Source organism: Nocardia sp. NPDC058658, assembly GCF_042716665.1.
GTDB lineage: Bacteria > Actinomycetota > Actinomycetes > Mycobacteriales > Mycobacteriaceae > Nocardia.
The window spans coordinates 1-16,222 of sequence record NZ_JBHXRR010000033.1 but is presented as its reverse complement, the minus strand read 5'-3'; the positions used below and the strand labels follow the sequence as shown (position 1 = coordinate 16,222).

16 protein-coding genes are annotated in these 16,222 nt (G+C 66.4%); 12 read left to right on the top strand and 4 right to left on the bottom strand.

The genetic code is table 11. From position 1 onward, the window contains the following. Positions 1-24 precede the first annotated feature (24 nt). Together ACFWUP_RS29400 and ACFWUP_RS29395 are read right to left on the bottom strand one after the other, a co-directional pair. A complete protein-coding gene (locus tag ACFWUP_RS29400; protein ID WP_379239226.1) occupies positions 25-207 on the bottom strand; it encodes a YegP family protein in 183 nt (60 codons plus the stop codon). An 83-nt stretch (positions 208-290) separates the two neighbouring features. Further along, on the bottom strand, positions 291-1,463 hold the full coding sequence (locus tag ACFWUP_RS29395; RefSeq protein ID WP_379239225.1) for a M23 family metallopeptidase: 1,173 nt from the start codon (positions 1,461-1,463) through the stop codon (positions 291-293). Between the two features lie 319 nt (positions 1,464-1,782). Between ACFWUP_RS29395 and ACFWUP_RS29390 the strand changes: the two genes are divergently transcribed. The 5 genes from ACFWUP_RS29390 to ACFWUP_RS29370 all read left to right on the top strand — a co-directional run bounded on the left by ACFWUP_RS29390 (position 1,783) and on the right by ACFWUP_RS29370 (position 6,807). Further along, positions 1,783-2,946 (top strand): pyridoxal phosphate-dependent aminotransferase, encoded by a 1,164-nt coding sequence (locus ACFWUP_RS29390; protein WP_379239224.1) that lies wholly within the window; start codon positions 1,783-1,785, stop codon positions 2,944-2,946. Positions 2,947-3,103: 157 nt separating this feature from the next. Next, complete coding sequence (locus ACFWUP_RS29385; protein ID WP_379239223.1) at positions 3,104-3,757, top strand: TetR/AcrR family transcriptional regulator; 654 nt, start codon at positions 3,104-3,106, stop codon at positions 3,755-3,757. A gap of 6 nt (positions 3,758-3,763) precedes the next feature. Continuing rightward, positions 3,764-5,185, top strand: a complete 1,422-nt coding sequence (purB, locus tag ACFWUP_RS29380; protein WP_379239222.1) for an adenylosuccinate lyase — start codon at positions 3,764-3,766, stop codon at positions 5,183-5,185. 106 nt (positions 5,186-5,291) lie between these two features. Beyond that, complete coding sequence (locus ACFWUP_RS29375) at positions 5,292-5,714, top strand: HIT family protein (RefSeq protein ID WP_379239221.1); 423 nt, start codon at positions 5,292-5,294, stop codon at positions 5,712-5,714. A gap of 133 nt (positions 5,715-5,847) precedes the next feature. Further along, a complete protein-coding gene (locus ACFWUP_RS29370; RefSeq protein ID WP_379239220.1) occupies positions 5,848-6,807 on the top strand; it encodes an alpha/beta hydrolase in 960 nt (319 codons plus the stop codon). Between the two features lie 53 nt (positions 6,808-6,860). On the opposite strand, the gene ACFWUP_RS29365 is transcribed toward ACFWUP_RS29370, so the two are convergent. Continuing rightward, entirely contained in the window at positions 6,861-7,913 is a 1,053-nt protein-coding gene (locus ACFWUP_RS29365) for a DUF2330 domain-containing protein (protein WP_379239219.1), read from the bottom strand. A 114-nt stretch (positions 7,914-8,027) separates the two neighbouring features. Here ACFWUP_RS29365 and ACFWUP_RS29360 point away from each other — a divergent pair, with 114 nt between their 5' ends. The 5 genes from ACFWUP_RS29360 to ACFWUP_RS29340 all read left to right on the top strand — a co-directional run bounded on the left by ACFWUP_RS29360 (position 8,028) and on the right by ACFWUP_RS29340 (position 14,440). Next, positions 8,028-10,175, top strand: coding sequence for a S9 family peptidase (locus tag ACFWUP_RS29360; protein WP_379239218.1), 2,148 nt, complete (start codon positions 8,028-8,030; stop codon positions 10,173-10,175). Positions 10,176-10,364: 189 nt separating this feature from the next. Next, the gene (locus tag ACFWUP_RS29355; protein ID WP_379239217.1) at positions 10,365-11,066 is read left to right on the top strand and encodes a DUF2334 domain-containing protein; all 702 of its coding nucleotides are present in this window, start codon (positions 10,365-10,367) and stop codon (positions 11,064-11,066) included. 161 nt (positions 11,067-11,227) lie between these two features. Further along, the gene (locus tag ACFWUP_RS29350; protein WP_379239216.1) at positions 11,228-12,652 is read left to right on the top strand and encodes an APC family permease; all 1,425 of its coding nucleotides are present in this window, start codon (positions 11,228-11,230) and stop codon (positions 12,650-12,652) included. Next, positions 12,649-13,086, top strand: coding sequence for a hypothetical protein (locus tag ACFWUP_RS29345; RefSeq protein ID WP_379239215.1), 438 nt, complete (start codon positions 12,649-12,651; stop codon positions 13,084-13,086). Before ACFWUP_RS29350 ends, ACFWUP_RS29345 begins: the two co-directional genes overlap by 4 nt. Positions 13,087-13,096: 10 nt before the next feature. Further along, positions 13,097-14,440 carry a dipeptidase gene (locus ACFWUP_RS29340; protein ID WP_379239214.1) on the top strand — a complete coding sequence of 448 codons (1,344 nt, stop codon included), beginning with the start codon at positions 13,097-13,099 and terminating at the stop codon, positions 14,438-14,440. Position 14,441: 1 nt separating this feature from the next. Here ACFWUP_RS29340 and ACFWUP_RS29335 read toward each other — a convergent pair whose 3' ends face one another. After that, complete coding sequence (locus ACFWUP_RS29335; protein WP_379239213.1) at positions 14,442-15,086, bottom strand: MBL fold metallo-hydrolase; 645 nt, start codon at positions 15,084-15,086, stop codon at positions 14,442-14,444. 97 nt (positions 15,087-15,183) lie between these two features. Between ACFWUP_RS29335 and purS the strand changes: the two genes are divergently transcribed. Next, positions 15,184-15,420 (top strand): phosphoribosylformylglycinamidine synthase subunit PurS, encoded by a 237-nt coding sequence (gene purS / locus ACFWUP_RS29330; RefSeq protein WP_056818769.1) that lies wholly within the window; start codon positions 15,184-15,186, stop codon positions 15,418-15,420. Next, complete coding sequence (gene purQ, locus ACFWUP_RS29325; RefSeq protein WP_379239212.1) at positions 15,417-16,094, top strand: phosphoribosylformylglycinamidine synthase subunit PurQ; 678 nt, start codon at positions 15,417-15,419, stop codon at positions 16,092-16,094. The genes purS and purQ overlap by 4 nt, the downstream gene beginning before the upstream one ends. Positions 16,095-16,222: the final 128 nt, after the last annotated feature.

Here is a 16,222-nt window from a genome sequence, read left to right as displayed (position 1 = left end):
TGTGCTGAGGACTGCGGACGTCGGTCAGACGGTGAGGTCGATGATGTCGGCGCCGGGGGCATTCGTCTGAATGGAGGCAATGCCTTTCTTGGCGCCTTCTTTGCTTTCGTATCCCTGACTCTCGAGGACGATTTCACCGTTACCGGCCTTGAGGTGGAAGTGGAACTTGTCGGCCTTGTCCTTGAATACTTCGAACTTGCCTGCCATGGTTGCCTCGCTTTGGTTCGGAGGGAAACGCTCGACAGGCTCCACAATAACTGTGACGTAATCTCCGCGGTCTCAGCGTGATGTCAATCGAGACGCAATCCGTGCACCGCCAACCAGGCTTGCGGATCCACATGTTGACCGTTTTGCACGATTTCGAAATGTAGGTGCGGGCCGGTCGAATCGCCGCGGTTGCCGATGCGCGCGATCTGCATTCCGGCGGGGACGCGCTCGCCCTGAGAGACGAAGAAGTCGTACATGTGGCCGTAGATGCTGATGGTGCCGTCGTCGTGGCGGATGCGGACCCACAGGCCGAAGCCCTGCGCCGGGCCCGCCTCCACCACGGTGCCGTCGGCTACGGCGTAGATGGGGCTGCCGATGGGGCCCGCGATGTCGATGCCGCGGTGCATGGTGCCCCAGCGGGAGCCGAAACCGGAGGTGAACGCGCCCTTCGCGGGCAGGCTGAACCCGCCGACGGATGGGGTCGAGCCGGGCACCATCGCGCCGGGGACCACCGGGGCCCGCTGGCCCATCCAGTCCTGCCATTCACCCGACGCCGCGGCCGCTGCCTCGGCCTTGGCGCGTTCGAGGGTGGCGCGGGCCGCCGCGGCGACCACGTGCGCTTCGCGGCGCTTCTCACCTGCGTCGATGGCACGAAGCATGCGGCTGCTCGATTGGGGGTTGGGGAGCAGTTGCGGGGGATAGGCGATGGCCACGTGCACGGCTTCGCCCGGTGCTAGCGGGGGCCCGTCGACGGCGTTGCCGAACTGCTCGTCGGCCGCCACGAACACTGCGACCGCGAGCACGCCGGCGATCAGCACGCGCCGCTCGACCAGTACCTGACGCACCCGCTCGCGACTGGGCCGCCGCGCCCACATCCCCTCGGCCTGCGCCTTGGGTCGCCGCCAGAAAACCTTGCGCACCTCACCACTGCGCAGCTCGCCGGCGATCTCGCCGACCACCGGATACCGCGCGGCCCACTCGGCCATCCGATCCCGCGCCGCGACCTTCGACGGCAACTGCTCACGCCAATTCGCCTGCAGGATCCGGCCATTGACACTGACGGCCCGGCTCGCCCGTTCGGCACCTGTGCGCGATCGCGCCACCCCGTCGGCGTCTGTTCGTTCGGCACGTGTGCGCGATCGCGCCGCCCCGTGGGCGTCTGTTCGTTCGGCGTGGACGGCCGAATCGCTGGCCGTCGCGGACATGCCTGCCGCCGCGGCTTTTCCTGCGGATCTGACCGATGTCGCGGTGCCCACTGCGGATTCATTCGCCGTCGCGGTATCGGGAGGGGAGGTCGCTGGTGTCGTGGCGGGAGACCCGGGCTCGGCTGGCGTCGCCGAACCTGCCGTGGACCCGCTGGTGGCTGCGGCCGACCCCGTTGCGGCCGGTTCCGTGTCGCCGTCGGACGTGCGAATGTCGGCGCCAACGTCGGTCCCTGTCCGCTTCATCTCGCCCCCGCGCCCCGGCCCCGCCGCGACCACAGGGGTCGCGACGGTGGCTGCGTATTCGCTGTCGGAGCCATTGTGCCGACCATATCTGTGAACGTCCGCAATCGGGTGCTCTACCGTCTCTCGAGTGTCCCGAGAATCGCGCCGGTCGGCCATTGCCCCGTTCTACGTCATGGATGTGTGGAAAGCGGCCGCTGAACGCGCCAGGTCGCACGGAGATGTGCTGGTGCTCGCCGCCGGGCAGCCCTCGACGCAGGCGCCCGCACCGGTGCTGCGGGCGACCAGGGCCGCCATCGATCACGAATTGCTCGGCTACACCGAGACATTCGGCATTCTGCCGCTGCGCGAGGCGATAGCGGGGCATCACAGCGAGACCTACGGCTACGACGTGCATCCGGACGAGGTGGTGGTGACGACCGGGTCGTCGGGTGCGTTCACGCTGATCTTCCTGGCCGCATTCGACGCGGGCGACACCGTGGTGGTGGCGCGTCCGGGCTATCCCGCTTACCGCAACACGCTGTCCGCCCTCGGCTGCGAGGTCGTCGAACTGGACTGCGGCCCGCAGACCCGATTCCAGCCGACCGTGGCGATGCTCGAGGCCCTGCCAGCGCCACCCAAGGGCCTGGTGGTGGCCAGCCCGGCCAACCCGACCGGCACCATGATCGACCCCGCCGAACTCGCCGCGCTGGCCCGCTGGTGCGACGAGCACGGCACGCTGCTGATCTCCGACGAGATCTACCACGGCATCACCTACGCGGGTGCAAGCACGCCTACCTCCTCGGCGTGGGAGTTCTCCCGCGAATCGGTGGTTATCGGGTCGGTGTCGAAATATTTCTCGATGACGGGCTGGCGGCTCGGCTGGATGCTGGCCCCGGCCGACCTGCGCCCGGCGCTGCAGCGACTGGCCTCGAACATGACGGTGTGCCCGCCCGCCATCTCCCAGTACGCGGCCGTGCACGCGTTCGGACCGGAAGCCAAGGATGAACTGGACGGGCACGTGCGTCGATACGCGCGCAACCGGTCGCTGCTACTGGAGGGTTTGCCCGCGATCGGAATCACCGATCTCGCGCCCGCCGACGGCGCCTTCTATGCTTACGCCGATATTGGTCATTTGACCGACAATTCTCGCGCCTGGTGCGCCGAGGTTCTGGCCGAAACCGGCGTCGCGTTGGCGCCCGGACTCGATTTCGACACCGTCAATGGAAACCACACGGTCCGTTTCTCCTTCGCGGGTGCTACGGACGACATCGCCGCAGCTCTGGAGCGTCTGGGACGGTTCATGAAGGGGTGATCCGGTGTCGTGTCAACAGTGATGTGCGACAACAACTTTGCGTAGTACGAACACATCTGTGCCGGGATACGGTAAAACTCAGTTATCCCGAATTCCCAGTGTTTCCCCGATGACGATTGCGCACGGTTGAACTGATGATGACTGGCACTGTTGCACGGTGACCACCGCAACGACTCCGAAAGGCGAACGACGTCGTCAGGCTCTGGTGGCGGCGGCGGCCGAACTGTTGCTCGAGGGCGGATTCGACGCCGTACGACATCGCTCGGTGGCCTCGCGAGCCGATCTTCCACTCGCGTCGACCACCTACTATTTCGAATCGCTGGAAGACCTGATCGCCCGCGCCGTCGAGTTCAGCGGCGCGATCGAACTCGACGCGATGCGCCGCCGGGTCGGTGAGGTGAGCCATCGCAGGCGCGGCACCGAGGCGACCGTCGAACTCGTGCTCGACGTGCTCGTCGGCCCCGACGACGGCGACCTCGATGCCCGTGGCCAGCTCATCGCCCGCTACGAACGGTCGGTGGCCTCGGCCAGGCACCCCGAGTTACGCGAGGTCCAGCTCCGACTACGCACGCAGCTCGAGGAACTGCTCGCCGACGTGCTGCGCCGCTGCGACCGAGTGGTACGCCCAGAGCAGTTACGCAGGCTGGTGGCCGTCGTCGACGGTGCGGTGGTCGCCGCGCTGATCGAAGGCCATCCCGAACCGCGCCGCCCCGCCCGCGCCGGTTTGCTGGAAATGATCGACATCGTCGCCCCGCCCGTGGTCCCGAACATGATGCCCTCCCAGGCCGAACGGGTGCGGCAATTAGACTGAGGTCTCGTGAGCCTCGTCCCGAATGTCCTCGCCACCCGATACGCCAGCCCGGAGCTCGTCGCGCTCTGGTCGCCCGAGAACAAGATCGTGCTCGAGCGCAGGCTGTGGCTGGAGGTGCTGCGCGCGCAGGCCGAACTCGGAATCGATGTCCCCGCAGGGGTTGTCGACGATTACGAGCGCGTCATCGACCAGGTGGACCTGGCCTCGATCGCCGACCGTGAGCGGGTCACCCGCCACGATGTGAAGGCGCGGATCGAGGAGTTCAACGCGCTCGCCGGGCACGAACACGTGCACAAGGGCATGACCAGCCGCGACCTCACCGAGAATGTCGAGCAGCTGCAGATCCGCCTGTCCCTCGAGCATGTCTACAAGCACGGCATCGCCATCGCGGCGCGGCTGGCCGAGCGGGCCGCCGAGTACCAGACGCTGGTGATGGCCGGTCGCTCGCACAATGTCGCCGCGCAGGCCACCACGCTGGGTAAGCGCTTCGCCTCCGCCGCCGACGAGATGCTGGTCGCGCTCACCCGCGTGCAGGAACTGATCCAGCGCTACCCGCTGCGCGGGATCAAGGGCCCGATGGGTACCGCCCAGGACATGCTCGACCTGCTCGACGGTGACGCGAACAAGCTCGCTGCCCTCGAACAGCAGGTCGCCACGCACCTCGGCTTCGCGAATGTGTTCACCAGTGTGGGTCAGGTGTACCCGCGCTCGCTGGATCACGACGTGCTGTCCGCGCTGGTGCAACTGGGTGCGGGGCCGTCGTCGTTCGCGCACACGATTCGGCTGATGGCCGGGCACGAGCTGGTCACCGAGGGTTTCCAGCCGGGCCAGGTCGGGTCGTCGGCGATGCCGCACAAGATGAACACGCGCTCGTGCGAGCGGGTGAACGGCCTTCAGGTGATCCTGCGCGGCTACGGCTCGATGGCCGCCGAACTCGCCGGCGCGCAGTGGAACGAGGGCGACGTGTTCTGCTCGGTGGTGCGCCGCGTCGCGCTGCCCGACGCGTTCTTCGCCATCGACGGGCAGATGGAGACCTTCCTGACCGTGCTCGCCGAGTTCGGCGCCTACCCGGCGGTGGTCTCGCGCGAACTCGACCGGTACCTGCCGTTCTTGGCGACCACCCGCATCCTGATGGCGGCGGTGCGCGCCGGCGTTGGTCGGGAGACCGCGCACGAGGTCATCAAGGAGCACGCGGTCGCCGTTGCGCTGGCCATGCGTGAGCAGGGGCGCGAACCGGATCTGCTGGATCGTCTCGCCGCCGACGAGCGGATGCCCCTGGATCGTGCGGGGCTGGATGCGGCGCTGGCCGACAAGGCGGCGTTCATCGGTGCGGCTTCGGACCAGGTGTCTGAGGTAGTCGCGCAGGTGCAGAAGCTGGTCGAGGCGAATCCGGAGGCTGCGCGGTATTCGCCGTCGCCGATTCTGTAGTTCAGCTCGGGTGAACCGGCGTAATCACGCACTTCGCGTCGTTCTGATCAGTTTTCTGACTAGAACTCGTCGAATTGCGCGATTTCGCCGGGGTTACCGTACGTGGGTGAATCCGTACACGATCTTCGCCGACATCATCGCCGGGGCCGCCCCGTCCTCGAAGGTTTACGAGGACGACGACGTCCTGGCCTTCATGGACATTCGTCCTGTGACGCCCGGGCACGTGCTCGTGGTGCCCAAAGTTCCCGCGCCGAGCCTCGCCGATCTCGATCCCGCCTTGGGCGGCAAGCTCTTTCAGGTCGGCCAGCAGATCGCCGCAGCCTTGCGCAGCAGTGAGGTGGCGGCCGACGGGGTGAACTTCTTTCTCGCCGACGGGGTTACGGCCGGGCAGGAAGTGTTCCATGTGCACCTGCACGTGATCCCGCGGACGCCAGGTGACGGCTTCGGCCTGCGCGCCAGGCCGACCTCGCCCGCGCGCGCTGACCTCGATTATCTGGCCGGTTCGATCCGGGGCGCGCTCACCCGCTGATATTTCCGGGCGAAGCGGTCATTGCAAACCGGAGAGTTTGCTGAAGAAACGCCCGAAACGCCGAATGCTTTCAGTTCGTTCATCTGTGGGTTACCTTGGACTGTCATTGGCATGCGGTTATGGAGGGTAGATCGTGCGTCGTACAGGTGTTGCTGCTTCAGTGCTGGCTATTGCTCTTGCGTTGATAGGACCGGCGGTGGTGCACCCGGCGACGGCGTCGGCCGCCGAGATCATCGGGGTGCACGCGATGACCCCGAACCGGACCGCGATCACGGTCACCTCGCCCGCGATGGGCCGAAATATCGATCTGCAGGTCCTGCATCCGGCGGGCGGTGGCTCGCGCGGCACGTACTACCTGCTCGACGGGCTCGACCCCGGCATCGGCCAGAGCACCTGGACCAACGCCACCGACGCCGAAGCCTTCTTCCGTGGCAAGAACGTCAACGTGGTGCTGCCGATGGGTGGGCAGGCCAGCTACTACACCGACTGGATCGCCGACGATCCGCGCTTCGGCCGGTACAAGTGGGAAACGTTCCTCACCAGGGAACTGCCGGGCCTGATCGACGGCCACTTCAACGGCAACGGTGTGAACGGCATCGGCGGGCTGTCGATGGGCGGCAACGCGGCCTACATCCTGGCCGCCCGCAACCCCGGCCTGTACCGCGCTGTCGCCGGTTACAGCGCGTGTCCGGATATCGCTATGGCGGCGGGGGCGATGATGTTCTCCATCGCCAACCGTGGCGGCAACCCCGGCAATATGTGGGGCGCGCCCGGTAGTCCCGAATGGGCCTCGCACGATCCGGCCCTGATGATCGAAGGGCTGCGCGGTAAGGCGCTCTACATGTCGACCGGCACCGGCATCCCCGGCCCGCACGAGGCCGAACTCAAGCCGACGCTGGCGGAGAACATCTTCTTGGGCGGGCCGATCGAGCTGGGCGTCAACACCTGCATGGTGGCCTTCGACCAGCGCCTGCGTGCGGCAGGCATCGGTGCGAAGATCGACTACCACCCGGTGGGCACGCATTCCTGGTCCTACTGGCAGGACGCGCTGCACCACTCCTGGCCGGTCATCGGGCCTGCTCTCGGCGCCTGAGCATCTCCACCCGCGGCCCGGTTCTCCACCTGGAGAACCGGGCCGCGGTGCGTTCACGGCTCGCGTGAAGAAGTCGCTGACCGGCGGCGCAGGACGACGCTCGCGATTACTCCGAGCACGGACAGGCCGGTGATAATCAGGACGTAACCGGCTGGAAGGCCGAGGATTTCGACGTATTCCTTGGTGACTATGCGGTCTCGGACCGGGACGTCCTTGCTCGCGGGTGCCAGGAGGAAGTCGGTGGTGATGGCAGCGGGGTCGGGGATTCGGATCGAGAGTTCGGTGAGGTAGTTGTGGCCTGCCGCCAGGGCTTTCAGGTCTGGGTCGGTGGGTTCGGTTATGGGGGAGGCGAATTCGGTGGTGGTGGTCTGGGAATTCGTGTCGGGGTCGATGCGGGCGATGCGGTGGTCGCTGAAGATGTAGAGGCGCACGAACTGGGGTGTGGTCGCCGCGGCTGACATGCGCATCGGGTAGACGAGGCGGTCGGAGTCGAAGGTGAGGCGGACCGGGTCGAGGGCGCCGGAGAGGGGCTTCGCGCTGGTGAGGCGCATGGCGACGAAGGACCAGCCTTCGCGGAGGTAGGGGTCGAGGGTGGCGCTGACCTCGGGGCGGAGTTGATAGCCGTTGGTATCGAGCCACTCTCGGACGCCGGTGAGGTCGCCGCCGCGCAGGGTGGTCGCCTCCAGTGGGCCCAGTTGGACCTGGCTCAGCACGTCGGGGCCGGAACCCGGTGCGGCGCCGGACGAATCGCCGCCGAGGGAACCGCTGCCGAACCAGTCGTACTCGGTGACCCGTTCGGGTGCGGTCATGCGCGTCAACTCGGTGAACGAGGCCGCTGTCCCGGCCGAGACGGTCGCCGGTGTCGGGGTCGGGACGATCAGGGCCGCATCGGCACCCTCGAAGCGCATTCCCAGCCGCATGAGGATGGTTTCGCGTTTGCCGTCCCAGCCGAGGACGGCCGTCTCGCTGTCCACCCGCGCCGAACTGTCCCCGCTGACGATGCCGCCGCACGCACACGCGTTCGCCGACATCACCGCCCCGGATCCCGCGGCCAGCGCCACTCCGACAGTCACGACCAACGATCGCAGTGCGTACCGCATCCCCATGCGGTCAGGTTACGCAGGAGCGGCCGTCGGCAGATGCGCAGAAATACTCAGTCTCGGGCGCCACGGGGGCCGAGTTGGCGGGCCCGGTTGGAGGGGGACGGCTACGGTGGACGGATGGCTGGCGAGAATGAGACCGTGTCGGCGCCGATCGCGAAGCGGGCGCCCTTCGAGCGGGTCCACCACGGTGACACGTTCGTCGACGACTACGAGTGGCTGCGGGACAAGGAAGATCCCGAGGTCATCGCGTATCTGGAGGCGGAAAACGCGTTCACCGCGGCGCAGACCGACCAGCTGCAGCCTCTGCGCGACAAGATCTTCGACGAGATCAAGGCCAGGACGCAGGAAACCGATCTCTCGGTGCCGACCCGGCTGGGCGACTACTGGTACTACTCGCGCAGTTTCGAGGGCAAACAGTACGGCGTGCACTGCCGCTGTCCCGTCGACGCGAAGGCCGAGGGCATCGACGCCTGGACGCCGCCGCAGCTCGAGGTGGGTTCCGCGATCGAGGGTGAGCAGGTGCTGCTCGACAGCAATATCCTCGCCGAGGGCCTCGACTTCTTCGCGCTCGGCGCGTTCTCGCTGAGCCACGACGGCAACCTGCTGGCCTACTCGGTCGACAGCTCCGGTGACGAGCGCTACACGCTGCGGATCAAGGACCTGCGCACCGGCGAACTGCTGCCCGACGAGGTAGCGGGTGCGGCGCCGGGTGCGACCTGGTCGCTGGACGGCACGCACATCTTCTATCAGACGGTCGACGAGTCGTGGCGGCCCGACACCGTGTGGCGCCACCGCGTCGGCACCGGTTCCGACGCCGACGTGACGGTGTTCCACGAGCCCGACGAGCGCTACTGGGTGAGCGTCGGCGCGACCCGCTCCGAGAAGTATCTGATGATCTGGCTCGGTTCCAAGATCACCACCGAGGGCTGGGTCCTGGAATCGGACAACCCCGAGGGTGAGTTCCGGGTGCTGCTGCCGCGTCGTGAGGGCGTGGAGTACTCGGCCGAGCACGCCGTGATCGCGGGTGAGGACAAGTTCCTGATCCTGCACAACGATGTGGTCGACGGGGTGAAGGCCGAGAACTTCGTCCTCGAGATCGCCCCGGCCACCGACCCGTCGGACATGACGATGGTGATCGGGCATCGTGATGACGTGCGCCTGGAGGACATCGACGCCTTCGCCAACCATCTGGTGCTCGGCTATCGGCGCGACGCGCTGCCGCGGCTTGCGGTATGGCCGCTCACCGACGAGGGCTTCGGCGAGCTGACCGAACTCGACTTCGGGCTCGAATTGTTCTCCGCCGGTGCGGGTTCGAGCCCGGAGTGGGAGCAGCCGACGCTGCGGGTCGGCGTCACCTCGTTCATCACACCGATGCAGGTGTTCGACTACGTGCCCGCCACCGGCGAGCTGCTGCTGCGCAAGGAACAGCCGGTGCTCGGCGGTTACGACGCGAACGACTATGAGCAGCACCGGGATTGGGCCATCGCCGCCGACGGCACCCGGATTCCGATCTCGATCATCAAGCGCAGTGGGCTGCCCGAAGGCCCGAAACCGTTGCTGCTCTACGGTTACGGCTCCTACGAGGCCAGTATCGATCCGTCGTTCTCGGTGTCGCGGCTGTCGCTGCTCGATCGCGGCGCGGTGTTCGCGGTGGCGCATGTGCGCGGCGGCGGCGAGATGGGCAGGCTCTGGTACGAGCACGGCAAGACGCTGCTGAAGAAGAACACCTTCACCGACTTCGTCTCCTGCGCACAGCATCTCATCGACACCGGTGTGACCGCACCCGACCGTTTGATCGCCGACGGCGGTAGCGCGGGTGGGCTGCTGATGGGTGCCGTCGCCAACCTGGCACCGGAGCTGTTCACCGGCATCCTCGCCAACGTCCCCTTCGTCGACCCGCTCACCTCCATCCTCGACCCGTCGCTGCCGCTGACGGTGATCGAATGGGACGAGTGGGGAAATCCCTTGGCCGACAAGGATGTCTACGAGTACATGAAGTCGTACTCGCCGTATGAGAACGTCGAAGCCAAGGACTACCCGGCCATCCTGGCGATCACCAGCCTCAACGACACCCGCGTGCTCTACGTGGAGCCGGCCAAGTGGGTCGCCAAGCTGCGCGCCACCAAGACCGGCGACAACGAGGTGCTGCTCAAGACGGAGATGACCGCAGGTCACGGCGGTGTGAGCGGGCGGTACGAGAAGTGGAAGGAAGTCGCTTTCGAGTACGCCTGGGTCCTGGACCGCGTGGGCCTCGCCGACGCTTAGGGCAACCGACAACGACGTGCCCGGGACGCAGCCGTCGTCCCGGGCTCGGGTGCTGGTTGGCCGCGATGGTCGAGTTCGCGCGGCGTGACAAGCGACGCACCGCGGCAATTGCGAGGAGTGCGCCGAAATTCGTTCGGGCGTCATCGAGGTAGCACTCGGGTGTCATCTCCGGGTGTCACTGTGGGGTGCATGAACGCTGAGTTGATCGTTTCGGTGTCGGGGATCCGGGATACGACTCGCGATGCCGCGATCGAGTTCGCGGCGGCGATGGACGAGCGGGGTGTGCGGCTGTCTCTGCTGGTCGCGCCCCGATTGAAGGGGAAGTACCGGCTGGTCGACGACCCGGCCACACAGTCGTGGCTGCGGGGGCGGCGCCTCGAAGGTGACGCGATCGTGCTGCACGGGTACGACCAGGCGGCCACCAAATCGCGGCGGGCGGAGTTCGCGGATCTGCCGCGGCACGAGGCCACGCTGCGACTGAAGGCCGCCGATCGGGTGATGGAGCGGGTGGAGTTGCGCACCCGGCTGTTTGCCGCGCCGCGCTGGGACGCCTCGGCCGGTGCGCTGGCCGCGCTGCCCGACGTCGGGTTCCGGATGGCGTTCGGGCTCACCAGCATGCTCGATCTGGAACGTGATGTGGCCCAACGGGCGCGGGTGTACGGGATCGGTGAGGGATTCCGGGCCGAGCCCTGGTGGTGCCGGGCGCTGGTGATGGGTGCCGAGCGCACCGCCCGGCGCGGTGGGGTGCTGCGGCTGGCGGTGTCGGCGGCGCAGTTGCAGCGCTCTGGTCCGCGCCAAGCCATGCTCGACGCGGTCGATCTCGCGCTCTATCACGGTGCCCGCAGCGATGTATACCGCTGGGAGCCCGACACCGCGGCCAGAGCCGCCTGACCGGCCGTCGCCGCGCGCGTACTGGCGATCAGCGCGCGGCGGCGGCCTTTTCACGCCCGGTGTTTCCTGCCTGTCTGCGCATATCCGCGGCGGTACCATCCACGAGCAGTTGTTCGAGTGGTTTCCGCTAGTTGTGTACAACGCAGCAGGAGGCAGCGCTGATGACGGGCTCCGCGACGAAAGTCGCGACGACGACGAAATATATGTCCTGGGTGACATTGGCGCTGATGACCACGAGTTCGGTGGCAAGTCTGCGCTCGGCACCGGCAATGGCGGTCTACGGATTGGCCTGCGTATTCCTCTACATCATTCCCGCGATTCTGTTCCTGATGCCGACTTCGTTGGTCGCCGCGGAACTGGCGTCGGGATGGGAAGGGGGAGTGTACAAATGGGTCAGTGAGGGTTTGAGCAAGCCGCTCGGGTTTCTGGCCGTCTGGTGCCAGTTCGCCATGACGATTTTCTACTATCCGAGCCTGTTGGCTTATGTGGCAAGTACTTTCGCCTACATCATTCATCCGTCGCTGGCGTCGAACGGCGTGTATGTGGCGATCGTGATCATCACGATCTACTGGGCCGGGGTGTATGTGTCCTCGCAGGGGACCAAGACGGTGGCCGGGTTGTCGAGTGTCAGCCTGGTGATCGGCACGCTGATTCCCGGTGCGGTGCTGGTCATCCTCGGCCTGGTGTTCCTCGGCCAGGGCAATCACTCGGCGGCACCGATGGATTCGAGTCACCTGCTACCGGCGTGGACCGGCCTGGCGAGCCTGGTGCTGATCGTGAACAACTTCCTGTCCTACGCGGGGATGGAAATGAACGCGGTGCACGTATCGTCGCTGCGCAATCCGGGTAAGGAATACCCGAAGGCGATGTTCCTCGCGGTCGGCTTGGTGCTGGTGATCTTCATTCTGCCCGCGCTGGCGATCAGCTGGGTGGTGCCGTCGGAGAGTTTGAGTCTCACCGCGGGTGTGATGCAGGCCTTCGACGCCTTCTTCAACCATTTCAGTATCGGCTTCCTGACCCCGATCATCGGATTCGCTTTGGTGGCAGCGGCATTGGGTGGCATGCTCACCTGGCTGGCCGGGCCGTCGAAGGGGCTGTTGCTGATCGGGCGCAGCGAGGGATATCTGCCGCCGATTCTCACCCGACTCAACGAACACGGTGTGCAGCAGAACATGTTGGTGGCCCAAGGTGTGGTGACGACATTGATCGCGTTGCTCTACGCGTTCATTCCCAATGTCTCCAGCGCGTATTGGATTCTGTCGGTGATCACCACGCAGGTGTATCTGATCATGTACGTGCTGATGTTCGCGGCGGCCGCGAAACTTCGCAAGGACAAACCGGATCACCCGCGCGGATATCGGGCGCCCGCCCTGTACGCGCTGTGCGGCCTCGGTGCGGTGTCCTCGGTCGCGGCGTTCGCGATCGGGTTCGTGCCGCCGTCGCAATTCGGTAGTGGCAATCCGCTGGTGTATCTGCTCATCGTGGGCGGCGGAATGGGCATCGTCGGACTGCTGATCCCCTACCTGTTCTACCGAAATCGCCGGGACAGTTGGAAATTCGTCGTGCCGAAGGGAGAGCAGGTATGACCACCGGAGACGCGCCCGATCACAAGCGGCACTGGATCTATCTGACCGCCGGTGTGCTGCTGGTGGTGTTCATGCTGACCGGGCTGTTCACCTTCACCCAGATCCACCGCAGCGGCCAGGTCGACGCGAAAGCCCAACAGCTGCACGACAATCTGGCCGAGGCGGGTCTGCCCGCGCCGGATGCGAAGGTCATCGCCGATGCGCTCGGTGAGGACGGCGGTTCGGTTTGCCAGAACCCCAACGATCCGATGATCAAGGCCAGGTACCAGTCTGCGATCACCAACGGCGCGGCCGGACCCGGTCAGCGACCGGTGATCGCACCGAATCAGAGCGCGCAGGCGGTATCGCTGACCATCCAGGTCTACTGCCCGGAGCGCCTGCAGGACTATATCGACCATCTCGACACCCTGAAGCTCGATGACACGACGAAGTGAGGCGTGATCGATGACCGATGTTGATGTGTTGCGCAGCAAGGTTTCCGGCCTGATGGGTCAGGCGAAAGCCGATCTGGCCCGGCTGGTTTCGTTCAAATCCGTGGCCGATCCGCGCCAGTTCCCTCCCTCGGGGTGCGAGCAGGCCGCGCAGTGGGTGGCCGACGCGTTCGCCGCGGCGGGCCTGCCCGATGTGGGTCTGCACGAGACGCCCGACGGGAGCAAGGCCGTCATCGCGTCCAAGCCGGGGCCGCCGGGAACGCCGACCGTGCTGCTGTACTGCCACTACGACGTGCAACCCCCACTCGGCGACGATGCCTGGCACACGCCGGTGTGGACCCTGACCGACAAGAACGGGCGCTGGTACGGGCGCGGCGCGGCCGACTGCAAGGGCAACATCGTCACCCATCTCACGGCCCTGCGCGCGATCGGACCGGACTTCCCGATCGGGATCAAAGTGGTGGCGGAGGGCTCGGAGGAGCAGGGTACGGGCGGGCTGGAGAAGTTCGTCGTCGCCAATCCCGCCCTGCTGCAATCTGATGCGATTCTGGTCGCCGACTGCGGCAACTTCGCCGTCGGCGTCCCCACCTTCACCCAGACCTTGCGCGGGCTCGTGAATGTCGTGCTGACCGTGAAAACCCTGGAAGGTCCGATGCATTCAGGGATGTTCGGCGGACCGGCGCCGGACGCGCTCGCCGCGATGATCCACCTGCTGTCGTCGCTGCGAGATGGCAAGGGCAACACCACGATCGACGGACTCACCGATGATCAGAAGTGGTCCGGCGCGCAGTACCCGCCCGCCGACTTCCGATCCGACGCGGGCGTGCTCGACGGTGTCGACCTGCTCGGCAGCGGCACCGTGTCGGACATGCTGTGGTCGCGGCCCGCCATTACGGTGCTCGGAATGGATGTGCCCGCCGTCGTCGGGTCGTCGGCGGCGATCCAGCCGAGCACCCGCGCCCGGCTCAACCTGCGCATCCCACCGGGCACCGAACCGAAATCGGCCTACGACTTGCTGGAGAAGCACCTGCGCGCGCACCTGCCGTGGAACGCCCACCTCGATATCGAGTTCGAATCGCTCGGCGAACCCTTCGTCGCCTCCGAACACGGACCCGCCCGCGACGCGCTGGCCAAGGCGATGGCCGACGCCTACGGGCGGCCGGTCACCACCGAGGGGCAGGGCGGATCGATCCCGCTGTGCAATGTCTTCCATGACACCTACCCGAAGGCCGAGATCATGCTGATCGGTGTCGAAGAGCCGAAATGCCTGATCCACGCGCCCAACGAGAGTGTCGACCCGAGCGAGATCGAGCACATGGCACTGGCCGAGGCGTTGTTCCTGACCAGCTACCGCTGACTCAGAACTGGCCCTGGTCCTCGGGTTCGAGGACGCGGAACTCGGTGCCGGCCGGGGCCATTTCGGTCAGTCTGCCGAAGTAGACGCCGTAGGCGGACGGGTCGATGATGCCGTGGTGGATGGGGACCGCGGTGCGCGGATTGACCGCGCGCAGGTAGTCGACGGCCTCGGAGATACGCATCCAGGGGGCGGCGGCCGGGATGGCGAGGACGCCGACCGGGACCGGGGGTACCCACAGTGAGTCGCCGGGGTGGACGAGCTGGGCGGGGTCGGCCTCGGTGCCGAGCTGGAAGACGGTGTTGTCGATCACCGGGATCTCCGGGTGGATCACCGCGTGCCTGCCCCCGCCGCCGGTGATCTGTAAGTCGCCGATATCGAGCACCTGACCAGCTGAAACCGGCTCCCAGCCCTCGCTGCGCTGCTGGGCGGTCTGGGGGTCGGACAGCAGGCGGGCGCCGGGATTGTTCTCGATGAGATCGCCGATGCGGTTCGGATCGATGTGATCGGGGTGCTGGTGGGTGACCGCGATCGCGTCCAAACCGGTGATGCCCTCGAACCCGTGCGCGAAGGTGCCGGGGTCGAACAGCACTTTCACGCCGTGCAGTTCCACGAGGATGCAGGAATGTCCGAAGTGGGCGATGCGCATACCCGATGCTAAGCCGCCGTGACCCCGGAACGCGGGCACGACGGCCCTGTCAACTAAGATTTCCGAGGTAACCCCCACACCACTTGAGGAGCAACGCGTGGCACGAGTCGTGGTCGAGGTCATGCCGAAGGCCGAGATTCTGGACCCCCAGGGACAGGCCGTGGTCGGCGCCCTCCCGCGTCTGGGGTTCGCCGGAATCTCGGATGTGCGGCAGGGCAAGCGATTCGAGCTCGAGGTGGACGACAGTGTGTCGGACGCTCAGCTCGAGCAGATCGCCGAGGCGCTGCTGGCCAACACGGTGATCGAGGACTGGAAGGTCGTTCGGGTCTCGTGAGCGCGCGTATTGGCGTAATTACTTTTCCCGGGACGCTCGACGATGTCGACGCCGCTCGGGCGGTTCGGTTGGCCGGCGCCGAGGCTGTGAGCCTGTGGCATGCCGATGCCGATATCAAGGGTGTCGACGCCGTGATCGTGCCCGGCGGGTTCTCCTACGGGGACTACCTGCGGTGCGGTGCCATCGCGCGGTTCGCGCCGGTGATGGGCGAGGTCGTGCGTGCGGCCGGGCAGGGTCTGCCGGTGCTCGGCATCTGCAACGGCTTCCAGGTGCTGTGCGAGGCCGGGCTGCTGCCGGGTGCGCTGACCCGCAACGAGGGACTGCACTTCATCTGCCGCGACGAGTGGTTGACGGTGGAGGGGACCGATACCGCGTGGAGTTCGCGGTATGAGTCGGGTGCGCAGATTCTTGTTCCGCTGAAGTCGGGCGAGGGTCGGTTCCAGGCTTCGGAGAAGGTTCTCGACGAGCTCGAGGGTGAAGGGCGCGTGGTGTTCCGGTATTCGGGTGAGAACCCGAACGGTTCGCAGCGTGGGATCGCCGGGATTTCCTCGGCGAACGGACGGGTCGTCGGTTTGATGCCGCACCCTGAGCACGCCACCGAGGCATTGACCGGGCCGAGTGATGATGGTCTCGGGATGTTTTTCTCGGTGATCGACAGTTTTGTGAAGGCTTGAGAACTGGGGTTTGAGTAGTCCCGGATGGTTTTAGGCTGTGTTTGTTGGAGCGCTGGCGCGCTCGAGCGCGGCCCCCTTGGGGCCGCGAGTTAGCCGCCGTTGCTGGAGGCTTCGCATCTTCGCAACTG

Excerpts from the sequence above, each read along its gene's own strand:
- ACFWUP_RS29400 (WP_379239226.1), bottom strand. The coding sequence starts at position 207 with ATGGCAGGCAAGTTCGAAGTATTCAAGGACAAGGCCGACAAGTTCCAC.
- ACFWUP_RS29365 (WP_379239219.1), bottom strand. The coding sequence starts at position 7,913 with ATGGGGATGCGGTACGCACTGCGATCGTTGGTCGTGACTGTCGGAGTG.
- ACFWUP_RS29360 (WP_379239218.1), top strand. The coding sequence starts at position 8,028 with ATGGCTGGCGAGAATGAGACCGTGTCGGCGCCGATCGCGAAGCGGGCG.
- ACFWUP_RS29355 (WP_379239217.1), top strand. The coding sequence starts at position 10,365 with ATGAACGCTGAGTTGATCGTTTCGGTGTCGGGGATCCGGGATACGACT.
- ACFWUP_RS29350 (WP_379239216.1), top strand. The coding sequence starts at position 11,228 with ATGACGGGCTCCGCGACGAAAGTCGCGACGACGACGAAATATATGTCC.
- ACFWUP_RS29345 (WP_379239215.1), top strand. The coding sequence starts at position 12,649 with ATGACCACCGGAGACGCGCCCGATCACAAGCGGCACTGGATCTATCTG.
- ACFWUP_RS29340 (WP_379239214.1), top strand. The coding sequence starts at position 13,097 with ATGACCGATGTTGATGTGTTGCGCAGCAAGGTTTCCGGCCTGATGGGT.
- ACFWUP_RS29335 (WP_379239213.1), bottom strand. The coding sequence starts at position 15,086 with ATGCGCATCGCCCACTTCGGACATTCCTGCATCCTCGTGGAACTGCAC.